Consider the following 16,308-nt stretch of genomic DNA (forward strand, 5'->3'; position numbering starts at 1 on the left):
TTACCTGCTCACTCTTCGCTGGTGTGCACTTTACGGTGCAGGATCGCCTGGAACTCGTCGGCGAAGGTGTAGTAACGGCTGATCAGCGTCTCGCCACGAGCGGCGAAGCGGTTGTAGGCGATAACCGCCGGAATGGCCGCGAACAGACCGATGGCCGTGGCGATCAGTGCTTCAGCGATGCCCGGGGCTACGGTAGCCAGGGTCGCTTGCTGGGCCTGAGCCAGGCCGCGGAAGGAGTTCATGATCCCCCAGACGGTACCGAACAGACCGATGTACGGGCTGACGGAGCCGACGGTGGCGAGGAACGGCAGGCTCTGCTCGAGCTTTTCTTCTTCGCGGGAAATCGCTACGCGCATGGCGCGGGCCACGCCTTCCATGACGGCTTCAGGATCGACACCCGGTTGCTGACGCAGGCGGGAGAACTCCTTGAAACCGGCGCGGAAGATCTGCTCGACGCCAGAATCCGGGTCGGGGTTGCTGCCCGCCTGGCGGTACAGCTTGGACAGGTCGATGCCGGACCAGAAGCGCTCTTCGAAGCTCTCCAGGGCACGTCGACCGGCACGCAGCAGGTTGCTGCGCTGAAAGATCATGATCCATGAAGTCACCGATGCGGCAACCAGGGTCAGCATTACCAACTGCACTACAACGCTGGCATTGCTGACCAGGCTCCACATGGAGGAATGGTCGACGACGTTAGCTTCCACGCTTTATCTCCTGCTCTGAGTGTGTACCCGCGCTGCTCTCGTCGGCAAAGGCCGTACGCAGAGCGTCTGGAATGGCGCGGGGTTTGAAATTGTCGGCGCGCACACAGGCCACCAGGAACTGCCCTTCACAGAGCAGCGCATTGTCTTTGGCTCGCCTGACCTGCTGAGTGAAGCGCAGGCTGACCCGGTTCAATTCGGTAACTTGGGCACTGACCAGAAGTTCATCGTCCAGTCGCGCCGGCGCGTGATAACGCGCTTCGCTGGAATGCACGACAAATAACAGGTTCTCCCCCACCAGCTGCGACTGGGCGAAGCCCAGGTGTCGTAGCCGCTCGGTTCGAGCCCGCTCCATAAACTTAAGGTAATTAACGTAATACACGATGCCGCCGGCATCGGTGTCCTCGTAATAAACGCGACAACGATGTGCGAACGGCTCAAGCCCGTTTTGCGCGCGCATACTCTAGTGCTTACTCCTCAGGTTGCCAATCCGGCCAGGCAACTGTTTTTTCATTCTTGAACGACTTTTCGTGATGTTTTAACCATGCCAGTCCCTAGGACAGCACAAACCCCGAATAAATCGACAAAGAGCGGGTTATTAATCGTCCACGGCATCGAGGAATTCGTCTACCACGGGCATGTCCCCCATTCGTGACGGAATGTTAAGACCGAAGTGCAGGTAGGCATGCCGGGTCACCACGCGGCCACGGGGTGTGCGCATGATGTAACCCTGCTGGATCAGGTACGGCTCCAGCACATCCTCGATGGTATGGCGTTCTTCACTGATGGCCGCGGCCAGGCTGTCGACCCCCACCGGCCCGCCATCGAACTTCTCGATCATGGTCAGCAATAGACGTCGGTCCTGGTGGTCGAAGCCACGTTCATCGACGTCCAGCAGGTTCAGCGCCAGGTCGGCGATCGGTTTGGTGATATGCCCCTTGGCCCGTACCTCTGCGAAATCCCGCACCCGACGCAGCAGGCGGTTGGCGATCCGCGGAGTGCCCCGGGCACGGCGCGCGACCTCGAAGGCCCCATCCGGGTCCAGCGGCAGACCTAGAATGCCGGCGGAACGGCTGACAATGGTTGCCAGGTCCGCCGTGCTGTAGAACTCCAGGCGCTGGACGATGCCGAAGCGGTCCCGCAGCGGGTTGGTCAGCATCCCCGCACGGGTGGTTGCCCCCACCAGGGTGAACGGCGGCAGATCGAGCTTGATCGAGCGCGCCGCAGGGCCTTCGCCGATCATGATGTCGAGCTGGAAATCTTCCATGGCCGGGTACAGCACTTCTTCGACAATCGGCGAAAGCCGGTGAATCTCGTCGATGAACAGTACGTCGTGAGGCTCAAGATTGGTCAGCAAGGCCGCCAGATCACCCGGGCGCTCCAGCACCGGACCGGACGTACTCTTGATCGACACCCCCATTTCCTCGGCGATGATGTTGGCCAGGGTGGTCTTGCCCAGGCCCGGGGGACCGAAGATCAGGGTGTGGTCCAGGGATTCGTTGCGCCCACGGGCGGCCTGGATGAACAGTTCCATCTGCTCGCGCACGCTAGGCTGGCCGATGTAGTCGGCCAGGCTGACCGGACGAATCGCCCGATCCTGGATTTCCTCGCGCTCACGGGGGCCCGTGGCGGCGATCAGACGGTCGGCTTCAATCACTTAAATCATTCCCTTCAGGGCTCGGCGGATCATGTCTTCACTGCTCAAGCCTTTGTCTTTGATCGCGGAGACGGCCTTGCTGGCTTCCTGCGGCTTGTAGCCCAGGGAGATCAGCGCGCTGACCGCATCCGACTCGGCGCTGGCCACTGGCGCCGGCGCATCCGGCTGGTTCGGCACCAGGGCGAACATGCTCGGCACGGCTTCCCAGGCCTTGAAACGGTCCTTGAGCTCGACCAGCAGGCGCTCGGCGGTCTTCTTGCCGACTCCGGGCACCTTGGTCAGGGCCGAGGTGTCCTGGGCCTGCACACAACGCACCAGTTCATCCACCTCAAGGCTGGACATCAACGCCAGGGCCAGTTTCGGGCCCACACCATTGAGACGGATCAACTCGCGGAAAAAGTCTCGCTCGCGCTTGCTGGCAAAACCGTAGAGTAACTGCGCATCCTCGCGGACGACCAAATGGGTGTGCAGGGTCAGGGGCTCGCCGACCGACGGCAGGCGATACAGGGTGGTCATCGGCACTTCGACTTCATAACCCAGCCCGTTTACATCAAGAATCAGGTGCGGCGGCTGCTTCTCAGCCAGGGTGCCGCGCAAGCGTCCAATCACGTTTCAGATCCTTAGGCGATGGCCAGCCCGCAGCTGGCGACTCGTTGGGCGAGCGTCTGCGCCGGCTACCCAGGCGCAAAACGCTCAACCCCTAAAATGACTGCGCTGATGCTATCAGAGACGCAGGCGGCCGCCACGACTGCGTGCTGTCCCCAGGCCATGGGGCAGCAGGCTGGAACGGGTATGAGCGTGACAGATGGCAATGGCCAGGGCGTCCGAGGCATCGATCTGTGGCTTGGTGGTCAGCTTGAGCAGGTGCATGACCATCATCTGCACCTGTTCCTTGTTGGCCCCGCCAGTGCCGGCCACGGCCTGCTTGACCTGGGTGGCAGTGTACTCGGCAATCTCCAGCCCCTCTTCGGCACCGGCAACGATCGCTGCCCCCCGCGCCTGGCCGAGCTTGAGCGCCGAGTCGGCGTTACGCGCCATGAACACCTTCTCGATCCCCATGGTCACCGGGCCGTAGGTCTGGATCACTTCACGCACCCCGCGATAGACGATCTGCAGCCGGTCGGGCAGCTCGCCAGCCCCGGTACGGATACAGCCAGAGGCCACGTACACACAGCCGCGCCCCGTGTCTCGAACCACGCCATAACCGGTAATGCGCGAACCGGGGTCGATGCCAAGAATAAGAGTCATAACGCCTGCTGCTTGAATAAAGAGGCTTGCCGGCCAGGACCGGAACAGCGAAAAGGCAGAAGCCGGAAGCGCCCTGCCGTGCAATGATCACGGCTTCGCACCTCCGGCCTCAAGGTTAGTGCAGTTGAATCAGCCGAGTTGCTCGGCGACCGACTCGGGAATATCCGCGTTGGAATAGACGTTCTGCACATCATCCAGGTCTTCCAGCATGTCGATCAGCTTGAGGACCTTCTCGGCGCCTTCCAGGTCCAGTTCGGCACTGGTGGTCGGCAACATGACGATTTCTGCGTCCGCAGCTGTAAAGCCCGCCGCTTCCAAGGCATTGCGCACGCCATAGAAACCGGCGAACGAGGTGAACACGTCGATCGAACCGTCTTCGTTGCTGACCACGTCGTCGGCATCGGCTTCCATCGCCGCTTCCATCAAGGCGTCTTCATCGACACCTTCGGCGAAGGTGATCTGCCCCTTGCGCTCGAACAGGTAGGCCACCGAACCGTCGGTACCCAGGTTGCCGCCGCACTTGCTGAAGGCATGACGAACAGCTGCCGCGGTGCGGTTGCGGTTGTCGGTCATGCACTCGACCATCACCGCCACGCCGTTGGGGCCGTAGCCTTCATAGGTCAGCTCGACCACATCGTCGCTGCCGGCAGCGCCGGTGCCACGGGCGATGGCCCGGTCGATGATGTCGCGGCTCATGTTGGCACCCAGGGCCTTGTCCAGGGCCAGGCGCAGGCGTGGGTTGGAGTTGGGATCGCCGCCGCCCTGACGGGCCGCGACGGTCAGCTCACGAATCCACTTGGTGAAGATCTTGCCTCTCTTGGCATCCTGACGCTCTTTGCGGTGCTTGATGTTCGCCCACTTGGAATGACCTGCCATAACTTGCTCCAAATTCTCTTTGAAACATTGCCCACGCCGCATGGCGGGTGCGGGCAACAAAAACTCGACCCATAGAAAAAGCGCACCCGAAGGTGCGCCTTATCGGGCCGGCTTATTCAGCCTTGGGCTGTTCGCGCAGGCGGATGTGCAGCTCGCGCAGAGCCTTGGCATCCACCAGACCCGGTGCCTGAGTCATGACGCAGGCCGCGCTCTGGGTTTTCGGGAAGGCGATCACTTCGCGGATCGACTGGGCGCCGGTCATCAGCATCACCAGGCGGTCCAGGCCGAAGGCCAGGCCACCGTGCGGCGGCGCGCCGTACTTGAGGGCGTCCAGCAGGAAGCCGAACTTCTCTTCCTGTTCCGCTTCGCTGATGCCCAGCAGGCGGAATACCGCTTGCTGCATTTCCTTGCGGTGGATACGGATCGAACCGCCACCCAATTCGGTGCCGTTCAAAACCATGTCGTAGGCGCGCGACAGAGCGGTAGCCGGGTTGGCTTCCAGTTCTTCCGGCGAGCACTTCGGCGCGGTGAACGGGTGATGCAGGGCGGTGAAGCTGCCGTCGTCGTTCTCTTCGAACATCGGGAAGTCGACCACCCACATCGGCGCCCATTCGCAGGTCAGCAGGTTCAGGTCGTGACCGAGCTTGATACGCAGCGCGCCCAGGGCCTCACTGACGATCTTGGCCTTGTCGGCCCCGAAGAACACGATGTCGCCGTCGACCGCGCCCACGCGATCGAGGATCACGTTCAGGTTGGCTTCCGGGATGTTCTTGACGATCGGCGATTGCAGGCCTTCAACGCCTTTGGCGCGCTCGTTGACCTTGATGTAGGCCAGGCCCTTGGCGCCATAGATGCCGACAAACTTGGTGTAGTCGTCGATCTGCTTGCGCGGCATGCTCGCCCCGCCTGGAACGCGCAAGGCGGCGATGCGGCATTTCGGATCGTTGGCCGGGCCGCTGAACACCTTGAACTCCACTTCCTTGAGCTGGTCGGCAACGTCCACCAGTTCCAGCGGGTTGCGCAGGTCCGGCTTGTCGGAACCGTAGCGACGCATGGCCTCTTCAAAGGTCATGTGCGGGAATTCACCGAATTCCAGACCCAGCACTTCCTTGAACAGGTTGCGGATCATGCCTTCGGTCAGGCCCATGATGTCTTTTTCGTCGAGGAAGCTGGTCTCGATGTCGATCTGAGTGAACTCAGGCTGACGGTCGGCACGCAGGTCTTCGTCGCGGAAGCACTTGGCGATCTGGTAGTAGCGGTCGAAGCCGGCCACCATCAGCAGTTGCTTGAACAGCTGTGGCGATTGCGGCAGAGCGAAGAAGCTGCCGGCGTGGGTGCGGCTCGGCACCAGGTAGTCGCGGGCGCCTTCTGGGGTGGCGCGGGTCAGGATCGGGGTTTCGACGTCGAGGAAACCGTTCTCGTCCAGGTAGCGACGGATGCTGGTGGTCATGCGCGAACGCAGGCGCAGCTTCTCGGCCATTTCCGGACGGCGCAGGTCGATGAAGCGATAGCGCAGACGGGTTTCTTCACCCACGTCCGAGTATTCGTTGAGCGGGAACGGCGGGGTTTCCGCTTCGTTCAGCACTTCCAGCTCGTAGCCCAGCACTTCGATCATGCCCGAAGCCATGTTGGCGTTGCCGGCACCGGCCGGACGCAGGCGTACCTTGCCGGTGATCTTGACCACGTATTCGCTGCGTACGCGGTCGGCGGCGGCGAAGGTTTCAGCGCGGTCCGGGTCGAACACCACCTGGGCCAGACCTTCACGATCACGGATATCGAGGAAGATCACCCCGCCGTGGTCACGGCGACGGTGGACCCATCCGCAAAGGGTTACTTCCTGACCTTCCAGGCTTTCGTTCAGTTGGCCGCAATAATGGCTGCGCATCATGGTAGTGGTTTCACTTCTCGTAATTCGAAATTCGATGGAGGCCTTGCGCACCTCAAGGTGCCGGATAGTGCAAGAACTCGCGCGTGTCGTTCAACTTAGTCAGCTTTGTCGCCACCGGCCAGGTTCTTCTTGGAGCCGGTCTTGAAGTCGGTTTCGTACCAGCCGGTGCCGCTCAGGCGGAAACCAGGCATGGAAAGCATCTTTTTCAGCTCGGGCGCCTGGCAGGCAGGGCAGTCGACCAGCGGCGCGGCGCTGATCTTTTGAATGGCTTCCAACTGATGACCACAGGAAGCGCATTGATAGTCGTACATGGGCATGGGGGGCGTCTCGGCAATCCAGATTACTGCTTGAACTACAGCCAGAGCCCACGCCAAAGCCCGGGCTACGTAGCAAAGAGCGGGATTATATCCATTAAATCGGCCCTGTGCAGCCGTATGACCCCATGGCGGGCGTCACCGACCGTCAGGCATCTATCCGGGCTGCAACCCCGGAAGGTCTGGAGAACGCGGGTGCTGTCTGCTTAGTCGAGGGTGCGAACGGCGTACAGGACGCCATTCGCAGGAGCGGGCTTAACGGTTTTCCAGCAAAGAGCGCAGCATCCACGCAGTTTTTTCATGCACCTGCATGCGCTGGGTCAGCAGATCCGCCGTGGGTTCGTCGCTGACCTTGTCCAGCAACGGAAAGATGCCACGGGCGGTACGGGTCACTGCTTCCTGGCCCGCGACCAGTTGCTTGATCATTTCCTCAGCGGCAGGCACCCCTTCCTCTTCCTTGATCGAGGACAGCCGGGCATAGATGGAATAGGCCCCCGGAGCCGGAAAGCCCAGGGCGCGAATGCGTTCGGCGATCAGGTCCACTGCCAGGGCCAGTTCGTTGTACTGCTCTTCGAACATCAAGTGCAGGGTACGGAATTGCGGGCCGGTGACGTTCCAATGGAAGTTATGGGTTTTCAGGTACAACACGTAGGTATCCGAAAGCAGACGGGAAAGACCGTCGACGATGGATTTACGATCTTCTTCGCTGATACCGATATCAATTGCCATGTTTCTCTCCGTTATCGGGATGGATTCACCCACTCATCTGCCGGACCACTCTAGCAAGAGTACCGCCCCCGCGCCGCCCGGGATCGTCAATCGGCCTGCGGTGGATTGTCCCGTGGCCCGGCCCGGGATAAACCTCACTGAGTTCGAGTCAGTTCAGACAGCAGCAGAAATCCGACGTTCCTTGGAAAAATCACCGCCATCTGTCTAGAACAGGCGTTTGCCCGATTGTCCGAGCTCAGTCTGCAGAAGCGCTCATTTATACGCCCGGGCCGGGCCCCGCTGCTGATTTGAGAAGGCCTGGGCTTTGCTGTTAAATAGAGCCCGTGTCGCTGTTGCCTATTTCTTCGGCCAGCGCGCATAGGCTGACACCGCGTACGTAACCACCGCCTCACCTATTTGTTCAGAAGCGAACCGTGCGTGATCAGCTCCTCCTTGTGCTTCCTTCTTAACGTGAGTTAATCAAAATGTTGAAAATCGTCCACCTGCTGACAGGCATTGCAGCTTTGCTGCTGTCCTTGATTCCGAGTCTGAGATCTGACGCGGTTCCCTACCTGCAACAACCCGATGCTCTTTACCTGGCCCTTTTCGGCCTGCTCAACCTGATCCTGGCTCCAGTTATTCCCTACTGGAACAAAGGTTCTCGTCATCACCTGCAAAACCTGGTCAGCGCCCTGCTGGTGCTGGTCGTTGTACTGCAAACCCTCACCCTGCTGGCCCCCATGCCAGTCATTGGCGGCCAACCGGCGGTTCTGGTCAGCTTGTTGACTGCACTGATCGCCGTAGTCCTGCACCTGGCCATCAGCTTCTACAAGTCATCACCTTCCGCGTCAGCCACGCCAAGCTACGATATGAGCAATCGTGATACCGGCACCGTGAAGTGGTTCAACACCTCCAAGGGCTTCGGCTTTATCTCCCGGGATTCCGGCGATGATATTTTCGTGCACTTTCGCGCCATTCGCGGAGAAGGCCATCGTGTCCTGGTGGAAGGCCAGCGCGTGGAGTTCTCGGTAATGAACCGTGACAAGGGCCTGCAAGCCGAAGACGTGATTGCCGCGCTGCCGCGCCGCTGATCGGCCGCCCATAAAAAACCGCGCCCAGGCGCGGTTTTTTTTTGGCCAACGATCCCCCCTCAATAATGAGGCGGTGGCACTTGCTCTTCGAACGACTCGAACTGCCCGACCATTTCTTCCTGGCGCTTGAGCAATGCCGCCATCTGCAACTGCAGACGCTCCACTGCCCTCTGCTGCGCCACCAGCACATCGTTCAAGGCCTGGATGGTGTCATCCTGAAACGCCAGGCGGCTCTCCAGGTCGGTTACACGCTCTTGCAGACTCATGCCTTACCCCTCCAGAAACTGAAAGTCATCGGTCAGCACCAACCGCAGGCGTTCACGGATCGCCGCCACTTGCTCGGCGCTGTAAGGCTTGGCCGGATGCTTGCCCCATACCGGTGCCGGCCACGCCGCATCATCACGCTTGCGCACGATCACGTGCATATGCAGTTGGCTCACCACATTGCCCAAGGTCGCCACATTCAACTTGTCGGCATCGAACGAATCCTTGAGCAACTCGGCCAGCGCGGTGGTTTCCTGCCATAGCTGTTGCTGGTCGGTGACATCCAGTTGAAACAACTCGCTGATATCCTCGCGACGCGGCACCAGGATGAACCAGGGATAGTTGGCGTCATTGGACAGCAACAACCGGCAGAGGGGGAAATCCCCGAGGGTCAATGTGTCTTGTTGCAGCCGTGAATCTAAAGTGAACACCGCGTTTACTCCCGCTCAGCTTGTTTCAGCCCGGCGTCCAGTAGACGGACTCCTGCCAGGCGACAGACGCGCAGCATACCTGCGAATGCCCTGCGCTTCATGACCAATGAGCCAGAGACCGGACAGCACACACTCAGGCACGGCAAGGAGCCGACCGCAATGCAAAGGCCACGCCCCACAGCAGGACATTTCCTCGTGCCTCGCACCATTTGCGCCCACAACCCGCAACCCATCCGGAAAATGACCCGATCCACCCCTTGCGCCCCTCATTCTGCCTGGGCCTGACTGTATGAATCGTGCACAGCGTTGCAAAAGTTTTGCACCAGAATCGCACAGGCGGTCTACGCTGAATTCCTCAAGCATCCGCCGTTTACTCACTTTGCAGTGTGCAGCGGTAACGTTTCGCCGCACTGTGCAACTTAATGCACAGCCCTGCACCAGGAAAACCACAGAGTCAAGCCAAACAAAACGCCCCTTGAAACAGCGGTTTTATGCGGTTTTTACAGGGCCGAACGGCTCTTTGAAGAAAAATGGGTGGCTAAATTCAGTTTGTGCACGCTTGTTGCATTCAACCCCGCATCGTCTGCAACGGTCTAACGGAAGTCAGGCCTTACAGACTCATAATAATAGTGGCAGGGCTGCCCCGCGGTGCTTTTTAGAGTGTGTGCATGGGGACTTGTTTCCTTCATTCTCGGCTTCGAAAAACACTGCTGAAAGTTGTCGGCCTGGATACAGACTGACTGCAGAATTACGACACCTATCGAGCGAATTGCGACAGGCCCGTAAAGAAGCTGAAAGGATAGATAGGCAAGTATCGCCAACATTGTCAGCGTGATATAAGTTTGCGCCGACACAAAAAGAAAGAGCCGCCCAGATAAAAAAACAGGTGGGACGGCAGTACTCTTCTAAAAACCAAAGGAGCAAATCACGATGCGCGTGATGAAGTGGAGCATGATCGCCCTGGCTGTCTCAGCAGGCACCTCGCAGTTTGCAATTGCATCCTCCCAGGACGATGCAAAAGGCTTTATCGAAGATAGCACCCTGACAGCCAAAACCCGTCTCGAGTACATGAACCGTGATTTCAAGAACGGTGCAGGCAACCATGCGCGCGACGACGGTACTTTCAAGAGCGGCTATCGCCAAGATACCGGCCTGAGTGAACTGCTGCAGTACAACTCCGGCTTCACTCAGGGCACCGTAGGCGTCGGTGTCGATGCTTTCGCCATGGGCGTGGTCAAACTCGACGGCGGTGCCGGTCGCTCCGGTAACGGCCTGGCCGCCAACAACAGCCTCGGCCAACCCGAAAAAGACTCTTCGGCCGTAGGCGGCGCAGTCAAATTCCGCATCTCCGACACCGTACTCAAGTACGGCGACCAGATGGTTGCAAGCCCTGTGTTCTCCACCGACGACAGCCGTCTGCTGCCTGAAGTAGCCACCGGTACCTTGATCACCAGCAAAGAGATCAAAGGCCTGGAACTGAACGCCGGTCACTTCACTGCACTGCGCTCGCAAACCGGCCAGTACAACGACAGCATCAACGGTCGCAACGGTGACACCGGCCTGAAAAACCCGGGCCTGACCGCTGCCGACTTCGCGGGTGCTACCTACCAGTTCACCGATAACTTCGTCGGTGGCGTGGCCGCGTCCAAGGTCGATGACTACTTCAAGAAGCAGTACATCAACCTGAACTACACCTTCCCGATCGCCGATAACCAGTCGCTGAACCTCGACTTCAACGGCTATCGCACCGAAGACGACGGCAAGAAGCTGTACGGCAAGCTGGACAACAAACTGTGGAGCCTGGCGGCCGCCTACAGCATCGGCCCGAACAAGTTCACCATCGCCCACCAGCGTTCCACCGGCGACACCAACTACCTGTACGGTGTTGACGGCAACGGCACCATCTTCGTCGCCAACTCCATCCAGATCTCCGACTTCATCGGTGAAGACGAGCGCTCCTGGCAGGCTCGCTATGACCTGAACATGGCGACCCTGGGTGTTCCAGGCCTGAGCTTCATGGCCCGTTACGTGAAGGGTGACAACATCACCACTTCGTCGAACACCGAAGGCAAGGAAAACGAGTTCAACTTCGAAACCAAGTACGTGATGCAAGAAGGTCCAGCCAAGGACCTGTCGTTCCGCCTGCGTAGCGCTGTGTACCGTGCAAACGGTGCTTACAACAAAGACTACACCGCAGACAACAACGACGTTCGCATCATCGTAGAGTACCCACTGAGCATCTTGTAATATCGATGCCCAGCTGATTGCGCTAACGTGCAGCACTAATAAGAACCGCCGCCCCTAATCAGGGCGGCGGTTTTTTTTGCCTCTGTAAAAGTACCAGGCCAAATAAATAATTAAATAGCAAGCTAACTAACTGGAGTGCTTGCGGTAGTCCATGTTCCACCTCGAAAGCAGATTCACTAGTTGCTATTGGCTAGTATCGAAAACAAACAAGGGGCTGATAGCCCCTTGTCTTGAACAACATTAGCTGACCGAACGGCCAAGTCATGAAACTGCCTTATTACACCGCAGCTTCCTGAACCACTCGAATCACTCGTTGTGGAAAAGGAATATCAATACCCGCTGCCTTCAAGCGATCACGGGACAACTCATTGAACTGGAACAGCACGTCCCAATAATCCGAAGTCTTGACCCATACCCGCAGCGACAGGGTAATGGCGCTATCGCCCAGGGTAGAAACCACAGCTACCGGGGCCGGATCGGCCAGTACCCGCTCATCCTTGGCCAACTCCAGCAACACCTCGCGGGCCTTCTGCAGGTCCGCGTCATAGTCCACACCCACGTCGAACACCACCTTGCGGGTCGGTTGACGGTTGTAGTTGGTGATGATGCCGTTGGACAGGTTGCCGTTGGGCACGATCACTGTCTTGTTGTCACCGGTACGCAGCACGGTGTGAAAGATCTGGATGCTGTCGACAGTACCGCTGATGCCCTGGGCTTCGATCCAGTCACCGATACGGAAGGGGCGGAACAGCAGGATCAACACCCCACCGGCAAAGTTCGCCAGGCTGCCTTGCAGCGCCAGGCCGATGGCCAGGCCGGCAGCACCGATCGCGGCCACGAAGGAGGTGGTTTCGACACCGATCATCGAAGCCACGCTGACGATCAGCAGGATCTTGAGAATGATGTTGGCCAGGCTACTGATAAAACCTTGCAGCGCCAGGTCGGCATTGCGCAGGGCCAGCAACTTGCCCACTTTGTGAGTCAGTTTGTTGATCAACCACCAGCCGATAGCCAGGGTGATGACGGCCAGCAGCACCCGGCTGCCGTATTCCATGATCATTGGAATCCAGGCCTGGGAGGCCCGGACCAGGTTGTCTACTTCAGCGTTCAAATCCATCTATTTCTCCAGATTCCCGGGGTTGCGGCGCACATGACTGACAGGCAGAACGACCAGCCCCGCGGGAGCTCAATCGTTTCTGCCATTCCTCCGGCCTCGGACGCCAATAAGCTCTAGAGGTTCCCGGAGAAGCCGATCAATCGCGGAAGTTGTTGAATTGCAGCGGCATGCCGAACTCTTTGGCACGCAGGGCGGCGATGGCCTCTTGCAGGTCGTCACGCTTTTTGCCGGTCACCCGTACCTGCTCGCCCTGAATGGCGGCTTGCACTTTCAACTTGGCATCCTTGATATGGGCGACGATTTTCTTCGCCAGTTCTTTATCGATACCTTCCTTGAGGACCGCTTCCTGCTTCATCACCTTGCCCGAGGCATAGGCGTCCTTGACCTCCAGGCACTGCACGTCGATCTTGCGCTTGACCAGGGCCAGCTTGAGGATCTCGATCATCGCTTCAAGCTGGAACTCGGCCTCAGCGGTCAGGTTGACGGTCAGTTCCTTGTCCTTGAACTCGAAGCTGCCCTTGCCCTTGAGGTCATAGCGGCGATCCAGTTCCTTGACGGCGTTTTCCACCGCGTTGGTGACTTCGTGCTTGTCCAGTTCGGATACCACGTCAAACGACGGCATGTAATCTCTCCAAATAAAAAGGGGCGCTGTTCAAAACATCGAACACGCCCGGCTTGCGGTTAAAATCCGCGCTCATTATAACGGGTCTTTCCCCTCCTTCACCCCGCGCCCTCCCCCGGGCGGCCAAACAGAGCGAAAACCTGATGTCCACCACCTGGCATGTTCTCGGCGCCGGCAGCCTCGGCACCCTGTGGGCCACCCGCCTGGCCCGCGCCGGCTTGCCGGTACGCCTGATTTTGCGTGACGCCGCCCGCTTGCGGGCCTATCAGGCGGCCGGCGGCCTGACCCTGGTAGAACAGGGCCAGAGCAGCCTGCTGGCAATTCCCGGAGAAACCAGCACCAGCAGCGCCCCCATCCAGCGCCTGTTGCTGGCCTGCAAGGCCTACGACGCCGAGGCGGCAGTGGCCAGCATCGCCCAGCGCCTGGCGCCGGGAGCCGAACTGATCCTGCTGCAGAACGGCCTGGGCAGCCAGGATGCCGTGGCCGCCCGAGTGCCCCAGGCACGCTGCATCGCCGCCTCCAGCACCGAGGGCGCCTTCCGCGATGGCGACTGGCGCGTGGTCTTTGCCGGCCACGGCTACACCTGGCTCGGGGACTCGGGGCACCCCACGCCGCCGATCTGGCTCGACGAATTGGCGGCCAGCGGCATTCCCCATGAATGGAGCACCCAGATCCTCACCCGGCTCTGGCGCAAGCTGGCACTCAACTGCGCGATCAACCCACTGACGGTACTGCACGACTGCCGCAACGGTGGCTTGCAGCAGCATCAGTGCGAAGTGGCCACCCTGTGCGCCGAGCTGAGCGAGCTGCTGCAATGCTGCGGGCAGCCCGCCGCAGCGGAAAACCTGCAACAGGAAGTGGAACGGGTGATCCTGGCCACCGCCGCCAACTATTCCTCAATGCACCAGGATGTCAGCAACGGACGGCGCACCGAAATCAGCTACCTGCTGGGTTACGCCTGTGAAGCCGCTGCCCGGCATCGCCTGCAACTGCCCCATCTGCAGCAGTTGCAACAGCGCCTGGTGAACCAGCTGCAGCAACGCGGATTGCCCAGCGCCTGAGCAGCGGCTACGCTCCCCACTTGCTCATTTCCAGCGATATAGCCGATGCCATTGCGCCAGCGCCTCGAAAACCTGCCAGTGGGCCAAAAGCTCCTGGCCGCCCTGCTTGTCCTGCTGACCACCGTTCTGCTGGTCGCCAACCTGACCTTTATCAGCGCGGCCTACTGGATCTCCCAGGAAAGCATGGCGCCCCAGGCGCTGCAGACCATTGGCCGCCTGGTGTCCAATCCGACCCTGGCGATCCAGGCACTGAACTCCCCCGAAGATGCCGAGAAGCTGCTCAACGAACTCGACAGCTATAGCCCGCTGCGGGCTGCCGCACTCTATGACGGCAAGGGCCAGCGCCTGGCCCAGTTGCAGCACGGCGAACGCCTCAAGCTGCCCGAACGCTACCGGCATATCGAAGCCTGGCAAATGACCGAGTTTCGCAGCAACCAGGTCATCACCCTGCCTCGCCCGGGCCAGGCCCCCGGCCACCTGCTGTTGGTGGCCACCAGCGAACTGCCGATGGCCTTCTACACCGGCACCCTGACCGCCAGCCTGGGAATCCTGATCTTCAGTGTGCTGCTATGGCTGGTCATCGCCCGGCAGATCAAGCGCCTGATCACCCAGCCGATCCACCAGCTCGAGGAACTGTCGCGCCAGGTCACCCGCGAGGAGAACTATGCCCTGCGCGCAGCCCGGGGCAACCACGATGAAATCGGCAGCCTGGCAGAAGCCTTCAACACCATGCTGTCGCGTATCGAAGCTCGCGAGCAGCAGCTCAAGCGCGCCCGGGACGACTCCCAGGCCGCCTACGACCAGGCCCAGGGGCTGGCGGAGGAAACCCGCCATACCAACCGCAAGCTGGAACTGGAAGTCCAGGTGCGTAGCAAGATCGAGAAGAAGCTCACCGGCTTTCAGAACTACCTCAACAGCATCATCGACTCCATGCCCTCGGCGCTGATCGCGCTGGATGAACAGCTCTACGTCACCCAGTGGAACCAGGAAGCCAGCGCCCTGTCCGGCACCCGGCTCGACGAAGCCCTGAACCAGCCGATCTTCCTCGCCTTCGAACCGCTCAAGCCATTCCTGCCGCAACTCAAGGAAACCGTCGAACAGCACACGGTGACCAAGGTCGAGCGTGTCACCTGGTTCAAGGACGAAGAGCCCAAGCACTACGCCCTGACCTTCTACCCCCTGATGGGGGGCGCCGGACGCGGGGTGGTGATCCGTATCGACGACATCACCCAGCGCCTGTCCCTGGAAGAGATGATGGTGCAATCGGAGAAAATGCTTTCGGTCGGTGGCCTCGCGGCCGGCATGGCCCATGAGATCAACAACCCGCTGGGAGCGATCCTGCACAACGTACAGAACATTCGCCGACGACTGTCTGCCGATCTGCCAAAGAACCTTGAGCACGCGCAGCAGATCGGTGTTGAACTGCAGACCGTCAATCGCTACCTGGAAAGCCGCGAAGTGCCGCAACTGCTCGATGGCATTCAGCAGGCCGGAGCCCGGGCGGCGAAGATCGTCACCCACATGCTCAGCTTCAGCCGGCGCAGCAACCGGCAGATGGCCCCCTGCGACCTGCCGGCGCTGATCGACCAGGCGGTGGAGATCGCCAGCAATGACTTCGACCTGGCCATTGGCTTCGACTTCAAGGGCCAGGCGATCATTCGCCAGTTCGACCCGAACCTGGGCCCGGTTCCCGGCACTGCCAACGAACTGGAACAGGTGCTGCTCAACCTGCTGAAAAACGCTGCCCAGGCCATCCATCAGCGCGAAGATGACAGCGAACCCGGACGTATCATCCTGCGTACCCGTTTGAATCCGCCCTGGGCAGAGATCCAGGTGGAGGACAACGGAATCGGCATGAGCGAAAACGTACGCAAGCGTACCTTCGAGCCCTTCTTCACCACCAAGGAAATCGGCCAGGGCACCGGGCTCGGCCTGTCGGTGTCGTACTTCATCATCACCAATAACCACAAGGGGCAGATGGAGGTGCAGTCCACCCGCGGCCAGGGCACTTGCTTCACCTTGCGCCTGCCCCTGGCCAGCAGCCAGCCGCTGGTCCAAGAACCGTTACCACTGGAGAACTGAA

17 protein-coding genes are annotated in these 16,308 nt (G+C 60.0%); 4 read left to right on the plus strand and 13 right to left on the minus strand.

The annotated features are described in order from the left end of the window. Positions 1-8 precede the first annotated feature (8 nt). The 9 genes from tolQ to KCG88_RS09830 form a co-directional block, all read right to left on the minus strand. Positions 9-704 carry a protein TolQ gene (gene tolQ / locus KCG88_RS09790; RefSeq protein ID WP_011063016.1) on the minus strand — a complete coding sequence of 232 codons (696 nt, stop codon included), beginning with the start codon at positions 702-704 and terminating at the stop codon, positions 9-11. Then, complete coding sequence (ybgC, locus tag KCG88_RS09795; protein ID WP_011063017.1) at positions 694-1,161, minus strand: tol-pal system-associated acyl-CoA thioesterase; 468 nt, start codon at positions 1,159-1,161, stop codon at positions 694-696. The genes tolQ and ybgC overlap by 11 nt, the downstream gene beginning before the upstream one ends. Before the next feature lie 138 nt (positions 1,162-1,299). Continuing rightward, positions 1,300-2,358, minus strand: coding sequence for a Holliday junction branch migration DNA helicase RuvB (gene ruvB / locus KCG88_RS09800; RefSeq protein WP_210712300.1), 1,059 nt, complete (start codon positions 2,356-2,358; stop codon positions 1,300-1,302). Beyond that, a complete protein-coding gene (ruvA, locus tag KCG88_RS09805) occupies positions 2,359-2,967 on the minus strand; it encodes a Holliday junction branch migration protein RuvA (RefSeq protein ID WP_011063019.1) in 609 nt (202 codons plus the stop codon). 114 nt (positions 2,968-3,081) lie between these two features. After that, on the minus strand, positions 3,082-3,606 hold the full coding sequence (gene ruvC, locus KCG88_RS09810) for a crossover junction endodeoxyribonuclease RuvC (RefSeq protein ID WP_011063020.1): 525 nt from the start codon (positions 3,604-3,606) through the stop codon (positions 3,082-3,084). Between the two features lie 129 nt (positions 3,607-3,735). Next, positions 3,736-4,482, minus strand: a complete 747-nt coding sequence (locus KCG88_RS09815; RefSeq protein WP_011063021.1) for a YebC/PmpR family DNA-binding transcriptional regulator — start codon at positions 4,480-4,482, stop codon at positions 3,736-3,738. 112 nt (positions 4,483-4,594) lie between these two features. Then, positions 4,595-6,370 carry an aspartate--tRNA ligase gene (gene aspS / locus KCG88_RS09820; protein ID WP_011063022.1) on the minus strand — a complete coding sequence of 592 codons (1,776 nt, stop codon included), beginning with the start codon at positions 6,368-6,370 and terminating at the stop codon, positions 4,595-4,597. Positions 6,371-6,465: 95 nt separating this feature from the next. After that, positions 6,466-6,687 carry a zinc ribbon domain-containing protein gene (locus KCG88_RS09825; RefSeq protein ID WP_010457489.1) on the minus strand — a complete coding sequence of 74 codons (222 nt, stop codon included), beginning with the start codon at positions 6,685-6,687 and terminating at the stop codon, positions 6,466-6,468. A 252-nt stretch (positions 6,688-6,939) separates the two neighbouring features. Then, positions 6,940-7,413, minus strand: coding sequence for a Dps family protein (locus KCG88_RS09830; protein ID WP_011063023.1), 474 nt, complete (start codon positions 7,411-7,413; stop codon positions 6,940-6,942). A 464-nt stretch (positions 7,414-7,877) separates the two neighbouring features. Here KCG88_RS09830 and KCG88_RS31125 point away from each other — a divergent pair, with 464 nt between their 5' ends. Then, a complete protein-coding gene (locus KCG88_RS31125; protein ID WP_011063024.1) occupies positions 7,878-8,483 on the plus strand; it encodes a cold-shock protein in 606 nt (201 codons plus the stop codon). A gap of 59 nt (positions 8,484-8,542) precedes the next feature. Here the strand turns inward: KCG88_RS31125 and KCG88_RS09840 are convergent, their stop codons facing one another. Together KCG88_RS09840 and KCG88_RS09845 are read right to left on the minus strand one after the other, a co-directional pair. After that, positions 8,543-8,749 (minus strand): SlyX family protein, encoded by a 207-nt coding sequence (locus KCG88_RS09840; RefSeq protein ID WP_047337644.1) that lies wholly within the window; start codon positions 8,747-8,749, stop codon positions 8,543-8,545. 3 nt (positions 8,750-8,752) lie between these two features. Then, a complete protein-coding gene (locus KCG88_RS09845) occupies positions 8,753-9,178 on the minus strand; it encodes an HIT domain-containing protein (RefSeq protein WP_047337645.1) in 426 nt (141 codons plus the stop codon). 930 nt (positions 9,179-10,108) lie between these two features. On the opposite strand from KCG88_RS09845, the gene KCG88_RS09850 reads away from it, so the two are divergent. Continuing rightward, positions 10,109-11,425: an OprD family porin gene (locus KCG88_RS09850; RefSeq protein WP_047288767.1), complete on the plus strand. Its 1,317-nt coding sequence runs from the start codon at positions 10,109-10,111 to the stop codon at positions 11,423-11,425. A gap of 277 nt (positions 11,426-11,702) precedes the next feature. Here KCG88_RS09850 and KCG88_RS09855 read toward each other — a convergent pair whose 3' ends face one another. Together KCG88_RS09855 and KCG88_RS09860 are read right to left on the minus strand one after the other, a co-directional pair. Beyond that, positions 11,703-12,542 carry a mechanosensitive ion channel domain-containing protein gene (locus KCG88_RS09855; RefSeq protein WP_047288769.1) on the minus strand — a complete coding sequence of 280 codons (840 nt, stop codon included), beginning with the start codon at positions 12,540-12,542 and terminating at the stop codon, positions 11,703-11,705. 136 nt (positions 12,543-12,678) lie between these two features. Then, on the minus strand, positions 12,679-13,164 hold the full coding sequence (locus KCG88_RS09860) for a YajQ family cyclic di-GMP-binding protein (RefSeq protein WP_011063029.1): 486 nt from the start codon (positions 13,162-13,164) through the stop codon (positions 12,679-12,681). Positions 13,165-13,307: 143 nt separating this feature from the next. Here KCG88_RS09860 and KCG88_RS09865 point away from each other — a divergent pair, with 143 nt between their 5' ends. Beyond that, a complete protein-coding gene (locus KCG88_RS09865) occupies positions 13,308-14,225 on the plus strand; it encodes a putative 2-dehydropantoate 2-reductase (protein WP_047288771.1) in 918 nt (305 codons plus the stop codon). Positions 14,226-14,270: 45 nt separating this feature from the next. Further along, positions 14,271-16,307 (plus strand): ATP-binding protein, encoded by a 2,037-nt coding sequence (locus tag KCG88_RS09870; RefSeq protein WP_047288773.1) that lies wholly within the window; start codon positions 14,271-14,273, stop codon positions 16,305-16,307. Position 16,308: the final 1 nt, after the last annotated feature.

Origin of the sequence: Pseudomonas sp. MWU349 (genome assembly GCF_017947325.1) — a bacterium.
Classification (GTDB): Bacteria; Pseudomonadota; Gammaproteobacteria; order Pseudomonadales; family Pseudomonadaceae; genus Aquipseudomonas; species Aquipseudomonas protegens.

Excerpts from the sequence above, each read along its gene's own strand:
- ybgC (WP_011063017.1), bottom strand. The coding sequence starts at position 1,161 with ATGCGCGCGCAAAACGGGCTTGAGCCGTTCGCACATCGTTGTCGCGTT.
- ruvC (WP_011063020.1), bottom strand. The coding sequence starts at position 3,606 with ATGACTCTTATTCTTGGCATCGACCCCGGTTCGCGCATTACCGGTTAT.
- KCG88_RS09815 (WP_011063021.1), bottom strand. The coding sequence starts at position 4,482 with ATGGCAGGTCATTCCAAGTGGGCGAACATCAAGCACCGCAAAGAGCGT.
- aspS (WP_011063022.1), bottom strand. The coding sequence starts at position 6,370 with ATGATGCGCAGCCATTATTGCGGCCAACTGAACGAAAGCCTGGAAGGT.
- KCG88_RS09825 (WP_010457489.1), bottom strand. The coding sequence starts at position 6,687 with ATGCCCATGTACGACTATCAATGCGCTTCCTGTGGTCATCAGTTGGAA.
- KCG88_RS09830 (WP_011063023.1), bottom strand. The coding sequence starts at position 7,413 with ATGGCAATTGATATCGGTATCAGCGAAGAAGATCGTAAATCCATCGTC.
- KCG88_RS31125 (WP_011063024.1), top strand. The coding sequence starts at position 7,878 with ATGTTGAAAATCGTCCACCTGCTGACAGGCATTGCAGCTTTGCTGCTG.
- KCG88_RS09840 (WP_047337644.1), bottom strand. The coding sequence starts at position 8,749 with ATGAGTCTGCAAGAGCGTGTAACCGACCTGGAGAGCCGCCTGGCGTTT.
- KCG88_RS09850 (WP_047288767.1), top strand. The coding sequence starts at position 10,109 with ATGCGCGTGATGAAGTGGAGCATGATCGCCCTGGCTGTCTCAGCAGGC.
- KCG88_RS09855 (WP_047288769.1), bottom strand. The coding sequence starts at position 12,542 with ATGGATTTGAACGCTGAAGTAGACAACCTGGTCCGGGCCTCCCAGGCC.
- KCG88_RS09860 (WP_011063029.1), bottom strand. The coding sequence starts at position 13,164 with ATGCCGTCGTTTGACGTGGTATCCGAACTGGACAAGCACGAAGTCACC.
- KCG88_RS09865 (WP_047288771.1), top strand. The coding sequence starts at position 13,308 with ATGTCCACCACCTGGCATGTTCTCGGCGCCGGCAGCCTCGGCACCCTG.
- KCG88_RS09870 (WP_047288773.1), top strand. The coding sequence starts at position 14,271 with ATGCCATTGCGCCAGCGCCTCGAAAACCTGCCAGTGGGCCAAAAGCTC.